The sequence below is a fragment of the Limosilactobacillus gorillae genome (assembly GCF_001293735.1).
In the GTDB taxonomy this organism is placed as follows: domain Bacteria; phylum Bacillota; class Bacilli; order Lactobacillales; family Lactobacillaceae; genus Limosilactobacillus; species Limosilactobacillus gorillae.
The window spans coordinates 17,050-37,220 of the sequence record NZ_BCAH01000012.1; the positions used below are offsets into that span (position 1 = coordinate 17,050).

Annotated in this window: 17 protein-coding genes; all 17 read left to right on the forward strand. The window is 40.7% G+C overall.

Going from position 1 to position 20,171, the window contains the following annotated elements; translation table 11 throughout:
* The first annotated feature begins 2 nt into the window (after positions 1–2).
* The 17 genes from AOQ57_RS02185 to AOQ57_RS02270 all read left to right on the forward strand — a co-directional run bounded on the left by AOQ57_RS02185 (position 3) and on the right by AOQ57_RS02270 (position 19,605).
* On the forward strand, positions 3–1,181 hold the full coding sequence (locus AOQ57_RS02185; protein WP_093624780.1) for a type VII secretion protein EssB/YukC: 1,179 nt from the start codon (positions 3–5) through the stop codon (positions 1,179–1,181).
* A complete protein-coding gene (essC, locus tag AOQ57_RS02190; RefSeq protein WP_093624782.1) occupies positions 1,162–5,628 on the forward strand; it encodes a type VII secretion protein EssC in 4,467 nt (1,488 codons plus the stop codon). Before AOQ57_RS02185 ends, essC begins: the two co-directional genes overlap by 20 nt.
* Before the next feature lie 4 nt (positions 5,629–5,632).
* Positions 5,633–5,899 (forward strand): YwqH-like family protein, encoded by a 267-nt coding sequence (locus tag AOQ57_RS02195; RefSeq protein ID WP_093624784.1) that lies wholly within the window; start codon positions 5,633–5,635, stop codon positions 5,897–5,899.
* A gap of 13 nt (positions 5,900–5,912) precedes the next feature.
* Positions 5,913–6,185, forward strand: a complete 273-nt coding sequence (locus tag AOQ57_RS02200; protein ID WP_093624786.1) for a hypothetical protein — start codon at positions 5,913–5,915, stop codon at positions 6,183–6,185.
* Positions 6,186–6,193: 8 nt separating this feature from the next.
* Positions 6,194–6,832, forward strand: coding sequence for a DUF4176 domain-containing protein (locus AOQ57_RS02205; protein WP_093624788.1), 639 nt, complete (start codon positions 6,194–6,196; stop codon positions 6,830–6,832).
* Complete coding sequence (locus AOQ57_RS02210) at positions 6,825–8,459, forward strand: T7SS effector LXG polymorphic toxin (RefSeq protein ID WP_157686475.1); 1,635 nt, start codon at positions 6,825–6,827, stop codon at positions 8,457–8,459. Before AOQ57_RS02205 ends, AOQ57_RS02210 begins: the two co-directional genes overlap by 8 nt.
* Positions 8,460–8,503: 44 nt before the next feature.
* Positions 8,504–9,352: a beta-carotene 15,15'-monooxygenase gene (locus AOQ57_RS02215; RefSeq protein WP_093624813.1), complete on the forward strand. Its 849-nt coding sequence runs from the start codon at positions 8,504–8,506 to the stop codon at positions 9,350–9,352.
* The gene (locus AOQ57_RS02220) at positions 9,345–9,590 is read left to right on the forward strand and encodes a hypothetical protein (protein ID WP_093624792.1); all 246 of its coding nucleotides are present in this window, start codon (positions 9,345–9,347) and stop codon (positions 9,588–9,590) included. The genes AOQ57_RS02215 and AOQ57_RS02220 overlap by 8 nt, the downstream gene beginning before the upstream one ends.
* 1 nt (position 9,591) lies before the next feature.
* A complete protein-coding gene (locus AOQ57_RS02225) occupies positions 9,592–9,897 on the forward strand; it encodes a DUF4176 domain-containing protein (RefSeq protein ID WP_093624794.1) in 306 nt (101 codons plus the stop codon).
* Positions 9,898–10,165: 268 nt separating this feature from the next.
* A complete protein-coding gene (locus AOQ57_RS02230) occupies positions 10,166–10,774 on the forward strand; it encodes a DUF1269 domain-containing protein (protein WP_093624796.1) in 609 nt (202 codons plus the stop codon).
* Between the two features lie 123 nt (positions 10,775–10,897).
* A complete protein-coding gene (locus tag AOQ57_RS02235; protein WP_235788993.1) occupies positions 10,898–12,127 on the forward strand; it encodes an MFS transporter in 1,230 nt (409 codons plus the stop codon).
* Between the two features lie 29 nt (positions 12,128–12,156).
* Positions 12,157–13,608 carry a DUF1593 domain-containing protein gene (locus tag AOQ57_RS02240; RefSeq protein ID WP_093624800.1) on the forward strand — a complete coding sequence of 484 codons (1,452 nt, stop codon included), beginning with the start codon at positions 12,157–12,159 and terminating at the stop codon, positions 13,606–13,608.
* A gap of 528 nt (positions 13,609–14,136) precedes the next feature.
* The gene (locus AOQ57_RS02245) at positions 14,137–15,264 is read left to right on the forward strand and encodes an acyl-CoA dehydrogenase family protein (protein WP_093624802.1); all 1,128 of its coding nucleotides are present in this window, start codon (positions 14,137–14,139) and stop codon (positions 15,262–15,264) included.
* Positions 15,265–15,267: 3 nt separating this feature from the next.
* Positions 15,268–16,086, forward strand: a complete 819-nt coding sequence (locus AOQ57_RS02250; RefSeq protein WP_093624804.1) for an electron transfer flavoprotein subunit beta/FixA family protein — start codon at positions 15,268–15,270, stop codon at positions 16,084–16,086.
* A 14-nt stretch (positions 16,087–16,100) separates the two neighbouring features.
* A complete protein-coding gene (locus AOQ57_RS02255; RefSeq protein WP_093624806.1) occupies positions 16,101–17,123 on the forward strand; it encodes an electron transfer flavoprotein subunit alpha/FixB family protein in 1,023 nt (340 codons plus the stop codon).
* Between the two features lie 127 nt (positions 17,124–17,250).
* Positions 17,251–18,474, forward strand: a complete 1,224-nt coding sequence (locus AOQ57_RS02260; protein ID WP_202812716.1) for a glycosyltransferase family 2 protein — start codon at positions 17,251–17,253, stop codon at positions 18,472–18,474.
* Positions 18,475–18,720: 246 nt separating this feature from the next.
* Positions 18,721–19,605 (forward strand): polysaccharide deacetylase family protein, encoded by an 885-nt coding sequence (locus AOQ57_RS02270; RefSeq protein WP_093624810.1) that lies wholly within the window; start codon positions 18,721–18,723, stop codon positions 19,603–19,605.
* The last annotated feature ends 566 nt before the right edge of the window (positions 19,606–20,171 follow it).

Sequence of the window (20,171 nt, forward strand, 5' to 3'; positions counted from 1 at the left end):
AGATGCCAACTTATCATGATGGTTTTACCCAATTACAAATTTCAAAACTCGATGCCAAGCGACAGCGGATTGTCACCTTAACGGCCGCCCAGTTTCAACTAGCCCGGTTAAATGAATACACACTGTTTTTAGTAGGTGATGATCATTATCTAGCCGGAGAGATTCAAAGCCAAGGGGAAGATCAAGTTCAAGTCGCCTATACGATTCCGGAAACGGCGATTACGCTTAAAAAGTATCTGGCTCAACTGACACCTTTAGCGGTGATGGAATTAATCCCCCAAAGCTACTGGCTCTTTAATCAATCGACGGATGGCCAGCAAGCCTTCATTCACCCACGTAATCTTTATGTAGTTGGCAATCGGATCGTGGCCATGCACCGGGGGTTAAACGATTATGTGGCCCCAGTAGTGGAAAGTGAAGATCAACGGGTTTCCCAGCTTCGAGCTTTAGCCTTATGGATGATTAACCCGAGTTTAGATTACGGAAAAGTGGTGGCGGGAGAAGTGGCTCTTAAAACTACTTTGGCGCAACAATTAGCCCAGGCGACGACTTTAACAGAAGTCAAGAAAATCATCGATGGTCAAATTTATGTCCAAGTCCAAATTAATCATCAAACGGAGGTAACAGTTAAGAAGAGACGCTATAACCTAATGAAATGGTCCAGCTGGATCGCCAGCGGAATCGCCGTTGTACTGGTGGCCCTGTCACTTTACTGGGGACTCCACACAATTCCAAAGCAATCCGCAATTATTAAGGCGCAATCTGACTATCAAATGGCTAATTATAGCCAGGTAACGGACGATTTAAAGCGCTATAGTTCAGGTTCATTACCGCAAGTAGCACGCTATATCTTAGCAGTTTCGTATATCAAGCAAGATTCCCTATCTAATGACCAACAAAAGGTGGTTTTGAAAAACATTTCGCAAAAATCTTCGCAGGTTCAGTTAAGCTACTGGATTTATTTGGGAAGGGCTGACTATGACCAAGCACTATCCCTGGCTAAAAATATGGGAGATAGCGAATACATCCTTCATGCCTATGCCAAGTTATATACTGAGACGAAAAATGATGACATGATGAATGGCGCAACCAAGCAAAAGAGATTGAATAATTACCGTAAGCAAATCAATAAGTACATTAAAAAGCTTGGAGGATCAAAGAATGAATTTGAAAGCAATTAATGAGCTGACCTTTGATCCAGCCTTGCGGTTTGATGATCGTCTCCGTGACGAGCAAGCAGTACGGTGGGACCTATTTTATCAGGGAGAACGTTTTGAGCACCTGTCCCTGGCTAATCAGGGGCAGGGTCAAATTGCCGGGCATGTGGTCGTGGTTGAAGGGGGACAGGTCTACTTAGATGATGAGCCGCAAGCTCTGAATAACCAAAATTTAGCAGGTTGGCAACTTGTGGAACGGGATCAGCTACACACCTACACCTTTAAACCGACTACGACTAAGGTTGTCCTTCAATCCCAGTACAGTGATTTTCAATACCCCACGGACCTCTTTGCCCGGATTGACCTTGAGCAGCAGCGTCTAGATGTTTTTTCCCATGGCGCCAAGGTCTATGTTAACGGGCATTCGATTGATCGGCAGACTTATGCCTGGCAAACTGGGGACATCTGGTACTTCGATGGGCTTTTAATTGAGCCCCGGGAGAGTTTTTGGAAGGTCACACCCCTCCGTAATGACATTCAAGTTAACCTTGGTCACCTGTCTTTGACGACCCAGGGAAATGAATACCCGCCGGACTTTCCCAACTTTCGGCGAAGTCCGCGGATCTTCCTACGGCCACCGGAAAATAAGGTCAAGGTCGCCAATGTCCCCCGAGATCAGCAAATGCCGCGGAACTCGGTCATGCAAATGATTATTCCGCCGGTGGGGATGATCGTCATGTACGCGGTTTTAGCCTACTTATTAGGCTATAACTCCTACATGATGGTAGGCATGGGAGGGATCACCCTTTTAACCTCCGCCTTTTCCGTCAGCAACTACTTCTCTCAGAAAAAGGAAGTTAAGGCTAAAAACCAGCGGGCCCAGGCTACTTATCAGGATTACCTCTTGGAAACGGCCGGGGAGATTAACCGCCTCCAGGCTAGGCAAAAGCAAGCCTTAAATTATAATTTCCCGACCCTTGAAACCTTATCTACTTGGGTTCACCACTATGACGCTCGTCTGTACGAACGCCTCATGGTTCACGATGACTTTCTGGCAATTAGCCTGGGTCACGGGACGATTCCGACGTCTTACCAGTTAGACTACGACGTTAAGGCAGGGCAAGTGCGGACCACAGAGGAGAAGCGGGTAGAAGAAAAAATCGTTAAGCCTTACCGGGTTCTGCATGACGCGCCAATTACGGTATTCTTGCGCCAAGCAACCTTGGGTCTAGCGGGTCCGGACGCGGTCTTGCAGACCAGTCTGCAGACAATTCTCTTTCAAATTGCTAGCCTTCATTCCTACCACGACGTCCAGTTTGTTGCCATCTTAAACGAGCAGGAGTACCAAAGACACTGGCAGGAGTGGCGGTGGCTGCCGCACTTTCAGTCCGAGGATATGAACCTACGGGGACTGGTTTACAATTCACAAACGCGGGATATGGTCCTCAATTCAGTTTATCAGCTCCTGGTTCAACGGCGTCAGTTGATTCAAGAGCACGCCATGAAGGAGGGGGATCTCTTTAAGCCTCACTTGGTCTTAGTAATTCAAGACGAGTCTTGGCTGAATGGTCACAATTTAAATGAGTTCTTAAACGAAGACCTTGGTCCCTATGGGGTAACGGTGATTTGGGCTAAGGAAACTGCCAACGCCCTGCCCGAAACGGTGACCACCCTGGTCGAATACCGGTCCAGCAAGTTGGCAACCCTGGTTAATCAGGACCACGTTTACCTGGACCTTGACTTTGAACCAAATCCTGCTCCAGTCCGCTACCCGATGACTGATTCGATCAAACGGTTGGCCAACCTCAATCATATTGAAGTCGAAAAGAACTCGATTCCCGATAGCATTACCTTCTTAGATCTGTATGGGGTTAAGCATGTGAACGAATTGGGCGTCTTAAAGCGCTGGGCTAAGGCCGATACGTCAAAGACCTTAGCGGTACCACTGGGTATGCGGGGGAAGAACGACTTAGTTGATTTAAACCTCCATGAACGGGTCCATGGCCCCCACGGGTTAATCGCTGGGACAACTGGTTCTGGGAAGTCGGAGTTACTCCAGTCCTATATCCTGTCGCTTGCCGTTAACTTTGCCCCCGAAGATGTTGGCTTCTTGCCAATTGACTATAAGGGTGGGGGGATGGCAAACCTCTTCGCTAAGTTACCTCATTTGATGGGCATGATTACTAACTTGGACGGGGCGGCGACGGATCGGGCATTGAAATCAATTCATGCCGAGCTCCAGCGGCGGCAGTGCTACTTCCGAGAATTCGGTGTTAATAACATTAACGGCTACACCAAACTTTATAAGGAAGGAAAGCATCACCCTAATGATGAGCAGTACCCGCACGAGCCACTACCGCACCTCTTTTTAATCTCTGATGAATTTGCCGAATTGAAGGCAAATGAACCAGACTTCATGGATGAATTGGTTTCTACGGCGCGGATTGGGCGGTCTCTGGGGGTTCACTTAATCCTAGCGACCCAAAAGCCCAGCGGGGTGGTTAATGACCAGATCTGGTCCAACTCCCGCTTCAAAATTGCCTTAAAGGTGTCGGAACCAGCTGATTCGAAGGAGATTATTCACACCCCTGACGCTGCCACGATCACCCAAGTTGGACGGGCTTACTTGCAAGTAGGGAATAACGAAATCTACGAACTCTTCCAATCGGCCTATTCCAGTGCCGATTACGAACCCGATAATGACGTGGCTAACCAAGTCGATAATCGGATCTGGTTAATTAACCACTTGGGACAAGCGGAACTTTTAACCCGGGATTTATCCGAAGTTGAATCAGGAAGCGTCACCGATGGGCAAACGCAACTAGAAGCCGTGGTGGATGAAATTGCCAGGGATACGAATGAAGTGGACGCCGTGATTCCAATGAAGCCATGGTTGCCGCCGCTGAGGGAAAGCCTAGCGGGCCCTGCCATTGATTGGCAGGAAGCCTGGACTAAGGAACGAACCCTTACGGTACCTTTCGGTATGCTTGATATTCCATCACATCAGGAACAAAAGCCACTAAACTTTAACTTGGCCAAGCTTAATCCAACTTTAATTATTGGTTCAGCTGGTTATGGAAAGTCGGTGGCCTTACAAACAATTATCACGAACTTGGCGAAAACCAACAATCCGGAACAGGTCCAATTTTACTTGCTTGATTTTGGAACCAATGGACTTTTACCGTTAGTTGGGCTTCCCCATGTTGGGGATATTGCCGGCTTTGATAATTTAGAAAAGCTCGGTAAGCTCCTCAAGAAGCTATCCAAATTGGTCGATGATCGTAAGGAGCTGTTCCAAGATAAGGGAGTCTCTAACCTTACTCAGTATGAAGAGCTGACCGGTGAAAGCTTACCGGTAACGGTAGTTGCCATTGATGCCTATGATACAGTGGTTGAAAATGAGGCCCAACGTAACGACATTGATTTAGTGATCACCAAGCTCCTTCGGGAAGGGCAGGCCCTGGGAATCTACACGATTATAACCGCCAACCGTTATTCCAGTTTTCGAGTGGGTGTGACATCAAACATCACCACTCGAATTGGGTTGTACATGGTTGACGACAACGCCCCGCGGGAAATGTTAGGCCGGGAAGTCCTAAAGCAAAGCCCCATCCCGGGACGGGGGCAATTAGAAGTTGACGGAGAAATGTTGGCCTTTCAGGTTTATACGCCGAGTGAACATGATGATTCACTTAAGATTGTTCAAGACCTGCGTCAGCTGGGTGAAGCGATGAGCCAAGCTTGGCAAGGGAAGGTGCCGGAGAAGGTGGCGATGCTGCCAAGGGAAATACTGGCAGATAACGCCTTCAAGGATCAACGTGTTCTTGACTTGCTTAACCATCACAATATTTTACTGGGTTACGATAAAGAAAGTGCTGAACCAGTTGGCGTTAATTTATCAGAAAGTGGCTTCTTCACCATCTTTAGTGATAACTACGTCCAAGATGAAATGATTTTGGCAACCGTTAAACGGAGCTTTAAGCACCTCAGGGGAATTACTCGTTATCTAGTGAAGACCAGTGAAGATGAGGTTGCCTACGGACCAAATACTTTTGACCAAGTTATTAATAAAGACGAGGTGTTAGCATTCTTCAACACAATTAAACAAGAAATTCAAAAACGCAAGGTTAATCATGACCAATCACCAATCTATATCTTGGTAGTGAATGCTCATCTATTAGGTGCCATTTTAGGGCAAAGCGAGGATAACTTCAGAAGTACATTGCTGGCTGCTAAGCAGGTTGGAATTAATTTCTTCTTTATTGGTGCTTTCAAATCATTTATTGCTAATTATGGCGGAGTTGATAAAGCCCTAAAGAATTCAACCACGGTTGGAGCATTGGGTGTTCGCTTCCACGATCAGTCAATTGCTAAAGTCAATTCTAGGTACTCAGAGCCGGCCATGAGAGAAGACGAATTATCATACTTCAGTGGAATGAACGGCTTACGGATCAGATTATTAACGGAGTAGAACGATGGGAAAAAATTCAGCAAAAATACAACGATTAAATGCGGCTAAAACTAAATTAAGAACCTACCAAACTAACATGTCAGCTCAGGAACGAGAATTAGAATCGATCAAGTCTTACTATCAAGATAGTTTTAAAGGTAACCGCCGGGATCAGTTTAATAAGAAGGTCGAAGCGGTAAAGACCTCGACCCATGTTCTTACGACCAATATTGGTGATGCCATTACAAAGATTGAAACACGGATTGGGCTTCTTGAGTTAGATAACCATTAGGGGGGAAATTTATATGGTAAAAATTAGTGTCGATAAAGAAGGCTGGTCGCAGGTCGTATCCAGTTATTCGACTGGTGTAAATGGAATTGATAAATTGTCCTCAATTAGCTTAAGCAGTAGTGAACCGAAACCATTCAAAGAGTTTGAAAACTATATTAAGTCCTTTAATAAGTCCCTAGGTAATTTTAAAACCTATGTTCATAATCAAACCATTAACTTGCAAACGGTAGCCGGTAACAAGGTTGAAACTGATAAGCAGGGTTATGATGACCTTAAAGTGGGCTAGGTGATGATATGGAAGCACAGTTAAAAGAATGCCGGGAGCAATTTAAGTTAACGGTTCCCGACGATCCACTTATTGATGAGTTTGTCTTAACGCTGGGGATGAATTTAGAACTTCATCGCCAGGTCTTGGTGGCCTTCATTAAGGGTGAGTCATCATATAATTACCAACCCTTGCTGGGATCACCCTTAACAATAACCTTTGGTGACCAGGTGATGATCAAACAGTTGGACAATTCAATTACTATTACGCGACTGGAATTTTTAGATCTAATGTTTGGAATTGATTTTGTCTACAGTCCGATTTACCCGATTGGAACGGTACTAACCTTAGATGCTACTCTCCAACCCGCTTCAATGCAGGCTGAAATGAGCGAATTTAATCCAAAGCGACAGGTGGTGGTTGTGGCCCAAAAAACCGTTATTGATAATCGTTTTGTTGATTACCTAGCTTACCCATATCCACAAGGGTTAGTAGGTGATGTTCAACCGATTTTGGTCGGTAATATCGCGATTAAGGCTGTTGAGGTCCAAGGGCCAGAAACTAAGTTAAGTCAAGAATACAGTGAATACTTAAAGGAGCAACTTGCCCGAGCAGGGATAATGGCTTTGAACTACCAAACGTGGAGGGATGGTGAACTTAGTGGTTAAAGTTAAGTTTAATGAACTACAAACAGCCTATACAGCCTTACAAAATTCAATTAACACAACGGACACTGAGTTAGGGGCTGCTGATAAAGCAGCTGCATCGGTTGCCTCGACGAAGAGTATGCAGGGAGCAACTAAAGACGCAATTGATGATGAATTTAATAATTATACTAAGCCCTTAATTGCTGGTTACCAAGGGGTGGGGCAACGGATTCTAACCGAGTATTCGAACCTTTATCATAATCTCCAAGCCGCAACTTCGGAATATGATAGCAATGCCATTATTGGGACTGGCGCTTTAGGTAGCTTGATTAATGACGTTAATAAGCAAAAACAAGCGATTGATGAAGTGGCTAAGGACGTGAATAGTGTTTTTACTGGGATCAGCGATTTAATTTATCTTAATCATCTGATTATAAGTGCAGTTGATACCAATGCCCAAGCTGCTGTAAAGGATATTACTAATCTCCGGCAAGCCTTATGGGATTTTGACGGTCGGAAGCTAACCGAGGATATTGGAAGCTTACTTAATACACAAAATTTAACCTTAAGTACGGTTGGTGGGACGGCTCAACATACTGGTCCATATACTTCCACGAAGGATAAGAAGATCTTCGAGTCCGACAAGTATAAGAAGGAAATCCGGGCCAATAATGATACGGTTGATCAGATCACTCAAGAATACTTCCAAAAAAACTATCCAGAACTTGCTGAATACGGGGGTACATTACCAGCCAGTACCTTGAATCAGGTCGATGGTATGCTGACCATGTGCTCATTTAACGTGGGAGTCAGCAAGTACAGAGAATTATATAATCAGGTTAAGAAAGCGGTATCAGATAATGGATTGGTCAAAGGAGCAAGCGTCCTTACGGGATTAGCTAGAACGTATCATAACTTTTATAGTCAACTATACAAAAAAAGCGCTAAAGATCGGAAGGCCGTGATGGCATTAAACGAATTCTCCAAGAAGATGGGGAAGGTCATTTCGACCACAAAGGCTAGTAACTTAGTTTCTAAAATTCAAAAGTTACAAAAGAAGACGGATAAGGTCATTGATCACTTCAGTAACATTTATAAATCCTCTAAGCTAGGGGAGAAAGCTAGCTCATTTGGTAAAGTAGTTGGTTATATTAGAAAGCCATCTAAAGCAGTAAAGAACCTAATCAAAAAAGTAGGAAAACCACTCGCTAAATTTGGCTTTAAATCAAAGCTCGGTGCGGTTGTCAAGGGTACGAAGTGGTTATCTAAGAAAGCCGGTTGGATTGGTGCTGTTGCTAACATTGGTGTCGATACTACTTTTGCCTATAATGATAAATCAAATGCATTTACGCGTGGGAACGTTGGCCATTCGGTAATTCATGCAGGTGTGAATACCATTAAGAATGCGGGACCACTTGAAGGAACAATGGCTGGAGCATCTATTGGTAGTGCGATCCCTATAGTAGGTACAGCAGTTGGTGCAGGTATTGGATTTGCCATTGGTAGTGCTAATTGGGCGTGGGGAAAAGTCATTGATAAACTAGTCGGTATAAATAGCAAGGATAAAGCATATGACATGATTGAAAAAGTTTTAGGCAAAGGATATGACGCATTAACGGGTGAAAAAACAACTCCGCAACCCAGTTGATATGGTGATCGTTAGTTTAACTAGAAAGTTGATAGGTGTATGACATGTTTAATTTTACTTATAAGGAAATGTCAAAATATATTCGCAAAAAAGATATCGATACCGTATTAAGTTTTTCTTATTCTGGTTTCTTTAAAAAATTAGGTGTATTCATACTAATGCTGGGGTTTATCATCGCAATATATGCAATTGGAATTGGCCCCGCCCAAGGTGATTATGGAAACTCAGGAAATAGGATTGCAAGTATAATGGGAAATATGACTGGACCAATTGTAAAGATTCTAGACTTAGGCCTTTTTTTAATAGTATTCCTGTGGGTTGTTATTCCCCAATATAATCGTGGAATGGCATCAGTACATGGAGCATTGATAGGCTTTATCTGGATCTTGGTAACTTTTTTTGCCATGGAACCACTTACAACGATACTGCTTGTTGCGGTTCAAGGATGGATTTCATATTTTATTCAACTTTTTATAATGTTTGTATATTTTTGTGTATCTGCATATTATTGGTTCATGAAAATACACGCTAAAAAACTTAAAATTAATAACATAAATATTATTACTACAACAATAATATTAACTTTGTTCATTAATATTGTAATGATAATATATGCAATTGCCATAAGACACATAAAATTGGAATTTGCTGTATTTTCTACTATGTATATGCTCTATATACCAATAATTGCTATGCTTTTTTATCAATTGGATAGGTTTTTTAAAGTGATCTATATTCAAAAGTATAATGAAAAATTTAGAGTAGCATATAAAATTCCCGATAAAGAATGGTGGTTTACAGCTGAAGCAGCGACGAAACATCCGCGGGTTTACCCACCAGCTAAGGATGGTGCCTCAGGGGTAGCCCCAAAGGAGGGTGATAATAATGAATGATTCAGACTTCTCATACAAGACCTACTTATGGGGGATTATCGGATGTATAATCTTTGCTTTGATTTACACACCACTAGTTTGGCTACCAACCATAAGAGTTCGGTCCCAAACTGGTGAAGGACTTAATAGCACTGGCTTTTGGATCATTAATTGTATTGGCGTCGCGCCCTTTATTGCCATTTACGGGCTTATCAAAACAGTAATTAAGAAATGGCGCAAAGAGAAAGGAAGTAAATAAGATGACAAAAGCAAACTTATTACCAATGGGTTCGTTAGTCTACTTAAAGGGCGGTGATATGAAGTTAATGATTATCGCCCGTGGTCCGGTCTTTGAAGATGATCATGGTGAAACCGTTTATGCTGATTATCTTGGTGTCCCCTATCCAGGTGGTTTTCAACCCGATGAAGGGGCCTTCTTTAACCAAGACGCAGTTGATCGGTTAATCTTTCGTGGATACGAAGACGAGGAAGAGGAACGTTATCAAGAGATTTACGCTGAGTGGGAAGCTGATCTTGATATCAAGAAGGCTAAAACGCCGGAATAATGTATCCATCTTCCAGATGAAGTAATACGGCGCCAAATTCGATAAGTTTACATCCTTAAAAGCTAGAAAGTTAACGTTGGAAATCACACAGTTACGGTGTTCTGCTACTGTGTGATTATTATAAATAGCGTTAAAACCGCATGAAATTGTCATGAAATCTTCATAAAAACATCATTAATAACATTAGAATGACGTTAAATCGAAAAGAACTTTATAACGAAGGTATGCTACTATGAATGACAATTCATAAAGAAAAGAGGTATATACCATGGAAAATCTAGTAATTTCAGTTTTTAATACAGAGAGTGAAGCTTATCAATCTTTTACTGATTTAAAGGCTTTTAGACAGACGGTCAATACAAGGGTCGCTCAAATTGCGTTGGTGAAAAATGAGCATGGTCGTATTGTTGAAAAGGACCGCTATGACTTTGAAGATTCGACGACAGAAGCAACCTTAACCGGAGGCTTGGTCGGGACTCTTATTGGTTTATTAGGGGGACCAATTGGTGCTTTATTTGGATATGGTGTTGGTAGTATCTACGGCATGACGGCTGGTGATACAACTGAAAGTACGGAAGCAGGTCTAATTGATGTTGTTTCTCAAAAACTGGTAGATGGGGAAACAGCGGTTATTGCCCTGGTCCAAGAAACAGATGAAAGTGTTATTAATACTTACTTTACCAAATATGATACCCAAATTATTCGTTGGGATGTTGATACAGTAACCAACGAAGTAGAAGCGGCCTTGAAAGTGCAAGAAGATCTTTATAATCAGGCACGTGCTGAAATGAAAGCTAAGCGTAAAGCTGAACGCCAAGCAAAAGTTGATGAATTGAAAGCAAATATCAAGACGACATTTGAAAAATTAAAACCTTAATGATTTCATCTTAGTAGGCTTCTTGTGTAATAGCAAGGAGCCTCTTTTAGAACATTTAAAATAGGTAGGAAAGTTATTTTTTGGTTTCTTTGAATCAAGATGCTGAGCAAGGGGAGTAGTTTTTTGAGTCAAAATATTGAACAAATTAGAGACAATAATAGTCAAAATACAAAGTTAAAAGTAGGGATTTTGGGAATATCCTTATTCTTACAAGCAGCTAGTTGTAATGTTGCAGCTATTCCGCAAATTGTGGCAACTTACCCTAATATGACTACCACAACCATTCAAGCCCTATTCACCATACCATCCTTTACGGTTATGCTATTTATTCTATTTAGTAATGCTTTTATTCAATGGTTTGGAAAACGGAATACGGTTATTATTGGTTTATTAGCGACCTTAATTGGAGGGGTGGGGCCTTTCTTTGTCTCTAATTTTATTTTGGTTGTCATATTGCGTCTTTTAGTTGGTGCTGGGATCGGCCTTTATACATCACTAGGTGTTTCTCTAATTGGAGATTGCTTTAGCGGCAAGGAACGAAAGTCTTTGATTGGTATCCAAGGAGCCATGGGAACTTTGGGTCAAAGTTCGCTAACCTTTGTTGCGGGTTGCCTCTTAGGGATTAGTTGGCGTTCTACTTTTTTGTACTTCTTGTTTGTTATTCCGGTCCTACTTCTCTTTATGCGGGGCTATACCAAAACAATTGAAAATGAAACAAGTGTTGTAGAAGAAAAGGAAGCAGCGGAGGAGACTTCCGTTTCTGAAACAGGTGCTCGTATTTCTCCATCCATCTGGGTATCATTTGTGATGCTTTTCTTATATTTTGCCGCTTTCCTATTAGAACAAACTAATTCAGCCCTAGTTGTCTCCCAAAATAAGCTGGTTAACCAGAATTGGCTATCTGCTGAAATTGCCATTGCAGGCCTGATTGGGGCTGCTTTCTCAGCTGGCTATTCTAAAATTTTTATGGTTTTGAAACATTATACGCCCGTTGTTGCAGTTGGTTTGTGTGCCCTAGGTTTTGTCCTCAGTGCACAGGCAGACAATATGCTTGTTTTCTTTTTTGCTCTTGTCTTAATGATGCTTGGTAACTTGATTATCCCCTATGTCTACGATGTTATTTTAGGGGAAGTGGATCATTCTATCAGTAATTTAGTGATTTCTATTGCGCAAATTTTCAATAACTTAGGAGCTTTTGCCTCCCCTTATGTCATTGCATTTTTGAGTAGTGTTGTCAATAAAAAGACCGCTGTAGATCAAATGATGATTGGAGCTTTTATTCTGGCTGTTGTAGCACTTGTCTTCTTAGTGATGGCCTTATTTAGGAAAAAAGAGGCGATGAAGGTAGCTTAATGTTTTAGTATTGATTGGAGTAAATAATAATGGTAGAAAAAAATCGAACAGTTATCACAACTGATGGGGAAGTCGATGACATGAATTCCTTCATGCGGTATTTGCTGTATAGTAATGACATTGATACCGCTGGAATCATCTTGACGAGCTCCATTTATCACTATGCCGGAAATGGAATGGATGTTGAACCATTCCGCTGGACAGGAGAACGATGGATTGGGGATATACTGGATGCCTACGAAAAGGTTCATCCGAATCTAAAAAAACACGATCCAAATTATCCAACCGCGGACTACTTACGGAGTATTTATCATATTGGTAATATTTCTAATGCTGGCGAGATGGAAGAAGTAACGGATGGTTCTCGTTTCTTGGAAGAACTCATTTTAGATGATGATCCAAGAACCCTTTATATTCAAACTTGGGGTGGGACTAATACGACAGCTAGAGCTTTGAAATCTATCGAGGAACGGTATATGGATAGTCCGGGGTGGGGAGATCTCAAACGGAAAATTGAAGAAAAATTAGTAATATATATCATTCTTGATCAAGATGTTACGTATGCGGATTATATTGCTAAACATTGGAAGATTCCTGTTCTCAATGATCGTTTCAATTTCTGGTATTTCGCTTATTTTTGGAAAGAGGTTAACCCTGCCTTAACTAGTCGATTAGAGAGTAAATGGCAACTAGGTAAAATTCATGATAAACATAATCCTCTTTTATCAAAGTATGCTCTCATTGGTGATGGTAATTTAATCCCGGGTGAGTTATATGAAGAACAGCGTGGAACTGATGAATTTTTGACCAAACATCCAGAATATAAACGTTACGACTTCATTTCTGAGGGAGATTCGCCATCTTATCTTTATCTCCTAAATAATGGGTTAAGGAATGCTGAAAACCCGGAATACGGAGGATGGGGCGGACGTTTTGAGCAGGTCCGGGTATCTTTATACAATAATAGTGCTGTTGATTATAATCCGTATACTAAGCGTTTTGAAGCAGAGTATAGCTTGACGCGTTGGTTTGACGATATTCAAGATGATTTTGCAGCAAGGGCTTCATGGTGTTTGGCGGAAAATTTTGAAGATGTCGCGCATTATCCGGTAGTGGTAAGAAATCACCTCGATAAAGAGGTGGAGGCAGGACAAGCTGTGGTACTTGAGACACAAGCTAGCGATACCAATAATCTTGAATTAACCTATCAGACTTGGTGCTACTTTGAAGCATCAAGTTATTGGAAAGTCCTTCCTCCACTTAAAATAGAAAAATTTTCTGATGGTGCGCTGTCTTCACTTCATTCAGAAAAAGTAGACCCTCATTTTAACTTAGATATCAAGGAAGATGGTGATAAATTGGAAATCCAAATTCCTAGTGATGCACAATCTGGTGATACTTTCCATATTATTACAGAAGTGCAAAACATTTGCGAAACACCATTTAAAACCTATGTTCATCGTGTTTTAACGGTTATGTAGAAAAAAGTATTTAATAATACCTTTTTGTGTTTGTAGCGCAATTTTACTAAGGAGCTGTCAAGCACCTAATAATAAACGGAGTTACCAAAAATCTGCAGATTTTTGGTAACTCCGTTTTTTCCTTACTAAGGGTTCTTTTTAGGAAACTAACACTTACCTAAGTAACCTTTTGTGTATAGATAATAACTTATAAAGTTACTTACATAACAAAGTGTATATAATCGCTTGCAAATGTATAACTTGTTCAAATCGGCTTGTCTCATTAAACGGGAATGCAATAAAATATGCATCATATGATAGATGATGAAAGACTAGTCTCAAGTAAGGAATAGTTTTATAAGGGAAAAATAAGGTTATGGGATTTGATACCATTTCTGAGCATGTCACGGTTGGTGATGTTATTTCAATCAATGACGTGTCAACAGAGGCGGCTAACCATGACCTTTTCTCTTAGGTTAGTACCAGGTATTTGATGGACGATACTAGATCATAGTAGAAGATAATTACAAGTTCTGGGAGATGATAATAATGGCTAGTGAAGCAACGTTTCAAAAACTGCTTGAGGAAATGGTTAGAAGATTTACTCAAAATGAAGTTGCTCCATTTGATATGGAAATTGATCGTGAAGGAAGACTACCCAAGGGACTATTTCAGAAGCTTCAGGATTTAGGCTTTCTAAATGCTATTCTGCCACTGGACAGCGATGGTGCAGCATTAAATATGACGGAGGCAGCTAACCTAATTAAACAATTAGCCTATGGGAATGCAAGTGTTGGTGTTCTATTGGAAGGACAGTATAAAACACTTTATCAATTAATGAAATATGGTAATGATGACATTAAGGAACGCTACCTCCCTAAAGCCAACCACGAAATTTTTGCCTTTGGGAACACTGAACCTAGTGGTGGTTCTAACCCGAGCGGTCATCAAGCAACAGCTAGGCAGAACGGTAGTAATAAATGGGTTATCAATGGCGATAAGATTATGATTACCAATGGTACCTTAGCCAAAAACTACATTGTAGTGGTTAAAACGGATAGTGATGAATTTTCCTGCTTCTTAGTCGATACTCAAATGCCAGGTGTTAGCTTTGGTCAGACCGAAAACTTTATTGGACTTCGTGGTATCCCATTCGGAGAGCTCGTATTGGACAATGTTACGGTTGACGAATCTCATTTGTTGGGTAAACGGGGCCAGGGACTAGAAATTGCTAATCATGCCCATGATGATGCCCGGATATTAATGGGAGCAGTACTCACGGGAATTATGGAGCACATCATAAGTGTTGTTAAAGAGTATGTCCAGCAGCGGCAAGCTGGTCAGGTGCTCCTCAAAGACCTTCTGTTAACCCATGAAAAGATTGCAGAGATTGTGACAAACAAGGAGTTGACAAGGCTAGCTTATACAGATGCTGCTAGATCAAAGGATGAGCGAAAGACATATACTCAGCTTTCAGCGATTACTAAAAGTTTTGGTAGTCGAGCTGCCGTAAAAGCCGGGGACATGGCATTACAGCTATTAGGGGGATATGGATATAGTTATGATTATCCGATTGAACATTTGATCAGGGATGCTCGTGCTATGGAGATTGCAGAAGGAACCGTTGAAAAAATGTTCACAGAGATTACCCAAGCCGAGTTTATAAAGGAGGTCTAATATATGCGAGTAATTGTTTGTATTAAACAGATTTTGGCTGTCAAACAAGTTCATTTGGATCAACATAACAATTTAATGCGTGAGGGAATTCCTGGCGTGATGAATCCGGCTGATAAGAGAGCTTTAGAATTTGCTTTAAATTTACGAGAACAACAATCAGAACCTGTTGAAATTATTGCGTTATCCATGGGTCCTAATGATTCTGAACAATCTTTACGCCAAGCACTATCCTTAGGTGTCGATAGGGGGATTCTACTGAGTTCACGCGCCTTTGGAGGAGCAGATACATTAGCAACTGCTAACACGCTGGTTGCTGGGATTAATAAGATAGGAAATGCCGACTTGATCTTACTGGGGGCAAAATCGCAGGATGCCGACACCGGTCAGGTGGGTCCCTTGATAGCCTCTAAATTAGACATTCCCCAAGTTACCTATATTTCGGAATTATCGTTACAACCCAGCCCATCTTACGTAACTGCACGTCGGGAAGCAGCGGATGGGATTGAGGAGATTCAGGTAGGATTGCCTGCCGTATGTACCGTTGCAGTAAATCGTGATACTGAGAGAGAATCGCAGAAGTATCCAACCCTTATGCAGTTGCGGAAGAGTATGGAGGCAGACCTCACCATTTGGAATGAAAAAGACTTAGGGGTTGATGTCAATACTGTTGGTATAAATGGTTCGCCAACAGTTGTTACCAGGGTATTTAGTCCCCAATCACCAGAAAGGAAACATATTGCACTGCCTGAAGACCCCAAAACGGCTGTTGATGAGTTATTAAAACAACTACCAGCTAATAGTAAAATCCGCGATGCGCGATAAAGGAGTGAAAAGGTTTGAATTCAAATAAGGTGAAGACTATCGGTAAAGAAGAAAACTGGGTTGTTGTTGAGCACCGTGGGACAAAAATTGAGCCTGGATCTCTTCAACTAATTACCAAACTCCTAACGGTGGGGGCCAGTCCAGTTGTTGCTGTCTTATTAACGACGGAAGAAGATAAAAGTTCTCTTTTAAATGAGTTACGTTCATATGGTGCAGATCGAATTCTAGTAATTACACAATCGTATTTTAATGATGATTGCTCACAGGAATTGGCTGCGGACTCCATTTATGCTTTAACAGAACTTCTAACTTGCCCTAATTCCATCCTATTCAGTGCAACAATCTGGGGGCGTTCCGTTGCCCCAAGATTACAGGGTAAGTTGGATACAGGATTAACGGCTGACTGTATTGATCTACACCTTGCGGATGGAAATATATTGGTTGGTACGAAGCCGTCGTACGGTGATCAGATTATGTGTGAGATTACATGTCCGAACGCACGTCCGCAAATGTTTACAGTACGACCTAACGTATTTTTGGCAAAGAAAGTGGCCCCAACTCCTGAGACAGCAGTGAAAGAACAAAAATTAGGTACAGGTATGGATGAGAAAGATTCATTAAAGAAGACCATTCGGGCAACTACTAGCGCTGTTAAAGTTCAGGATAACCAGCTTACGCAGGCAAGTATTATCTTAGCGCTTGGACGAGGGGCTGCCAGTGCCGAGATAGTAGAGTCAGCACGAAAACTGGCCCAGAAGATAGGAGCTAGTCTGGGCGTTACTAGGCCATTGGCAGGGAATAATGGATTCTCATATGATCAGCAAATTGGTCAAAGTGGGGTTAGTGTGGCTCCTGACCTGATTATTAATTTAGGTATTTCAGGATCTGCACAGTATGTAAGTGGTATGGATAAATCTAAGACCATTGTCTCAGTTAATATTGATCCTAATGCACCCATCCTATCTTTTTCAGATTATTATTACGTCGGTAAGGCGGAAACCTTCTTATCAGCACTTAGTACACAGTTAGGAATATAGAGGAGTAGGGAGCGATTAGTTTAGAACTCTTGGGCTGTGTAGCTTGTATTTGTACTCGAGAATTCTAAATATTGAATTCCCGTTAAGCAACAGCTAAACACTATTTTTTAATTAAGGAAATTATTTTATGATAGGTACATTTGAGCTATTTTACCCTATTGTCATGTCTTTAATATGGATTATAGGGGCGCTCTTTTATGAAATTTATAGTATTTACCAGGTAAAGCAATCAAGGAAGATCTGTAAAAGTCAGTTAGACCCTTCAGTTGATATTTTTATGTCTTGCTACAACGAGGAGACAGTTTTAGGTGATGCCGTTAAATCATTGGAGCAATTGGAATATTCAAATTATTCACTAATCCTAATTGATGATTTGAGTACAGATCATACTCTGTCAATTATGAGAGATCTAGAACAAAAGTATTCCAACATAAAAATTATCGCGTCTAATGAGAACAAGGGGAAGGCGTCCGAACTGAATGCGGCTTTATCCAAAAGTACAGCTAAGTACATTCTGTGCGTTGATGCGGACTCAATTTTTGATAAATCATCCTTATCTCATTTAGTAAATTTTCTAGAACTCAATCCTAAATGTGGAGCAGTCACTGGGAGACCCATGGTTAAAAATACGAGGACAATTTTGGGTAAGCTGCAGTTTCTAGAGTATTACATGAATATTGATTTTATTAAAAGAGCACAGTTCTTATTAACCAATCGGATTTTGACTATTTCTGGTGTTCTAACTCTGTTTCGAAGAAATGCATTGGAGAATGTCCATGGCTGGAATCCTTCAGCAATGACGGAAGATATTGATATAACCTGGCGACTATATCAGAAAAAGTGGCTTTGCGGCTATGAGCCTCATGCCATCTGTCATATTTTCGTTCCGGAGACAATTTCTGGATTTTTGAATCAACGGAAACGATGGGCATGGGGTGGGGTAGAAGTACTCCGCAAACGAATGAATAGGTTGTTTAGGATTTCCTGGGGTGAAGGATTACTGACGTTAGATGTAATCTTAAGCTATGTTTGGATCTTTTTAGTCAGCATTTCCTTTCTCCAATTCTTTTTTACGTATTTATTTCAGCATAACCTAGGATTGCGGCTAGATGTTATTACCATTTATTTTGGTTCTACATTACTTTTCTATTTCATTTCTAGACTAATTAATTCTAAAAATAAATTATTACATGTTCCGTGGGGGATATTTTGGTTATTACCGGTATATTTCTATCTCTATTGGCTATACAACATAATTGTTACCTTCATGGCCTTCTATCACTTATTTGATAACATTAAATACGCTGCTTGGGGTGAATCGGACCGAGGGAATATACAACACTATGATTAAATACTTAGAAAAATTTGTAAAAGTTCTTATTTCGATTCTGTTGGGTATCCTTCAATTAGGATTAATTGTCCTGTTCTTCCTGTTTTTGTCAGGTAGCCCTAATGAAGAAGCCGTAAATTTGTTTATTTTGTTTAATTGTGATTTGAATACCTTTCTCAAGACCATTGATATAGTCTTATATTCAATATTAATCATTATTGGTTTGTCGACCCTAAGACTGGGATGGCTATTACTTAAGGAGAAAAAATGATTGAAAAACTTTGGCATAAGCTGTTTATATGCATAATTATCATAACTGGTCTTTCGGTCATTCACTTCACTTATCACAAATCACTTCAGCAAAATGAGCAACAACGTGACGTTAGTAAAGGGACGTTAAGCGTAAGAGATAGACGAAAAAACGGAATAATGGTCCTATGTTATCATCGAATTACTAAATATAACTTTAGTAACAATTCCGTTAAAGCATTGACAAACAATTCTCAAATTCATGAGTATTCAGTAAGTCAAGACAAATTTGAATATCAGGTTAAATATTTAAAAAAGCACCATGTTCGGTTTATCTCCGCTGATCAAATGGTGGCTTTGGTAAAAAAAGGAAAGCCGCTACAACACCAATATGTTGTTATTACCTTTGACGATTTTGATCAAACTGTTTACGATAATGGACTGCCCTTTTTGAAAAAGAATAAGATTCCGTTTACAGTTTTTACTGTAACGGGGACAACTGGTGACTATAATGGGGGGACTAAATTAGTTAGCTGGAGTCAAATTAGAAAGATGTCTTCTAATCCTTTAGTAACTGTCGGATTGCATACAAACAACCTACATTATTTGGTTCATAATAAATCAGCGGTCACCACTCCTGGTAAATTTAAGAGATTTAAAAAAGACTATAAGCAATCTCAAAAAATAATGGTTAAAAATTTGGGGAAACCATCTTCATTTTTTGCCTATCCATATGGTGATGGCAATCAGCAAACCCAACAATACCTAGTCAAGAATGGGATTGTAACCTTTTCCTTAAATATAGGGATCATTACTGAAAAGTCGGATCTTACTAACAGTTTGCCTAGGGTGATGGTTGATGATAAAACTTGGGAAAAGGTTGTTAGGTTATGGTTAAAATGACAATAATTAAAGCTCGTTTTCAAATCTTGGGTGACGAACCGATAGAAGAAAATAAACTGGTTTGTTATCAACAAATTTATTAAACGTAAACCGGTCAGCAGTATGAGTAGTTACCGTTATTTTTAGGGATGTTTAAAGCCTTGGGATAACGGTATTTCTATAAAAAGTTATTAATCTTATGTATTTGGTTAAATTGAAGGGAGATTAAAGTATGTCAAAGATTTTAATTACCGGTTCCTCAACCGGTGTTGGGGCTTTAGCCGCTCAAGCTTTGATTAAATAAGGTCATGAAGTAGTCTTGCATGCGCGCAATGAGGAACGAAAGAAAGCCATTATGGTAGAAAACCCTGGAGCTACTCAGGTAATTGTTGGTAACTCATCAAATTTGGAAGAAACTAAAAATCTTGCTCGTCAGGCCAATAAAGTCGGTCCATTTGATGTGGTAATTCATTGATATATTATGGGCTGGATACCCGTCACTTTAGTGATGGGAGGAAAGCCCCCACTCAAGCACCTACGGTGCTTCTTTTTTGACCTTTTCCCTTTCTTTTTGCACATCTAAATAT

What these genes read in the sequence shown, in the direction of transcription:
- essC (WP_093624782.1), top strand. Translation starts at nt 1,162, where the DNA reads ATGAATTTGAAAGCAATTAATGAGCTGACCTTTGATCCAGCCTTGCGG.
- AOQ57_RS02250 (WP_093624804.1), top strand. Translation starts at nt 15,268, where the DNA reads ATGCGAGTAATTGTTTGTATTAAACAGATTTTGGCTGTCAAACAAGTT.
- AOQ57_RS02245 (WP_093624802.1), top strand. Translation starts at nt 14,137, where the DNA reads ATGGCTAGTGAAGCAACGTTTCAAAAACTGCTTGAGGAAATGGTTAGA.
- AOQ57_RS02225 (WP_093624794.1), top strand. Translation starts at nt 9,592, where the DNA reads ATGACAAAAGCAAACTTATTACCAATGGGTTCGTTAGTCTACTTAAAG.
- AOQ57_RS02240 (WP_093624800.1), top strand. Translation starts at nt 12,157, where the DNA reads ATGGTAGAAAAAAATCGAACAGTTATCACAACTGATGGGGAAGTCGAT.
- AOQ57_RS02185 (WP_093624780.1), top strand. Translation starts at nt 3, where the DNA reads ATGCCAACTTATCATGATGGTTTTACCCAATTACAAATTTCAAAACTC.
- AOQ57_RS02230 (WP_093624796.1), top strand. Translation starts at nt 10,166, where the DNA reads ATGGAAAATCTAGTAATTTCAGTTTTTAATACAGAGAGTGAAGCTTAT.
- AOQ57_RS02195 (WP_093624784.1), top strand. Translation starts at nt 5,633, where the DNA reads ATGGGAAAAAATTCAGCAAAAATACAACGATTAAATGCGGCTAAAACT.
- AOQ57_RS02260 (WP_202812716.1), top strand. Translation starts at nt 17,251, where the DNA reads ATGATAGGTACATTTGAGCTATTTTACCCTATTGTCATGTCTTTAATA.
- AOQ57_RS02200 (WP_093624786.1), top strand. Translation starts at nt 5,913, where the DNA reads ATGGTAAAAATTAGTGTCGATAAAGAAGGCTGGTCGCAGGTCGTATCC.
- AOQ57_RS02215 (WP_093624813.1), top strand. Translation starts at nt 8,504, where the DNA reads ATGTTTAATTTTACTTATAAGGAAATGTCAAAATATATTCGCAAAAAA.
- AOQ57_RS02205 (WP_093624788.1), top strand. Translation starts at nt 6,194, where the DNA reads ATGGAAGCACAGTTAAAAGAATGCCGGGAGCAATTTAAGTTAACGGTT.
- AOQ57_RS02270 (WP_093624810.1), top strand. Translation starts at nt 18,721, where the DNA reads ATGATTGAAAAACTTTGGCATAAGCTGTTTATATGCATAATTATCATA.
- AOQ57_RS02220 (WP_093624792.1), top strand. Translation starts at nt 9,345, where the DNA reads ATGAATGATTCAGACTTCTCATACAAGACCTACTTATGGGGGATTATC.